The sequence below is a fragment of the Streptomyces milbemycinicus genome, assembly GCF_002154605.1.
GTDB classification, from domain to species: Bacteria; Actinomycetota; Actinomycetes; order Streptomycetales; family Streptomycetaceae; genus Streptomyces; species Streptomyces milbemycinicus.
The window spans coordinates 1-691 of record NZ_MUNE01001044.1; the positions used below are offsets into that span (position 1 = coordinate 1).

General features: G+C 76.0%; 1 protein-coding gene. It reads right to left on the minus strand.

Annotation, left to right across the window (positions count from 1 at the left end; translation table 11 throughout):
- A partial coding sequence (locus CCN51_RS50770; RefSeq protein ID WP_281262490.1) for an SAV_2336 N-terminal domain-related protein occupies nucleotides 1-683 on the minus strand: 683 nt, incomplete at its 3' end.
- Nucleotides 684-691: the final 8 nt, after the last annotated feature.

The following is a 691-nucleotide window of genomic DNA, read 5'->3' on the forward strand; positions in this document are numbered from 1 at the left end:
ACTGGAACCGGACGCCGGGCCCAGTCGGCCAGCGGCCCGGCGTCCGGTTCCAGTACGGGTACGGGGAGGCCGTCGAAGCGTGCGAGCTCCGGGGGCAGTACGGGGTCGGTGACCGTCCAGTCAGTGCCCGGCGAACCGGGCCTGCGGGTGCGCACCTGCCAGCGCTGCGCACGGATCCCGGACCCCTCCCACAGGCGCGGCGGCAGGGCGTGCATCACGGCCGTCGGGCCGAGGCCCGCCCAGCGCTCCAGTACGGCGGACATCCGGCCGTCCCGCCACGCCGCGCCCACCCCGTCGCTCAGCACCAGCACCAGCGTGTGGCCCGACGGGTCGGACACCGCCGTGACGGGCAGGGTGGGCGCCTCGGGTACGTACGGCTTGGCGCGCAGCACGGGTGCGTCGGCGCCCCGGGTGTGCAGGCCCAGGACCCGTACGACGCGGAAGGCGCCCGCGCGCTGCAGCAGGGTGCGCAGCTCGACCGCCAGCCGTCGCCACAGCAGCATCGACATCCCGTCGTCGACGACGAGCGCGAGGTCCAGCCAGCGCTCGCGGGCCGGGCGGGTGACCACGTCGGGCAGGCCGGTCTCGGCGAGTGCCGTCGCGGTGGCGACCTCGTCGACCTCCCGCTTGAGCGGGTTGGACCGGTACTGCTTGAGCGGGCGCAGCGCCCGCCCGATGGACAGCTCGGCGC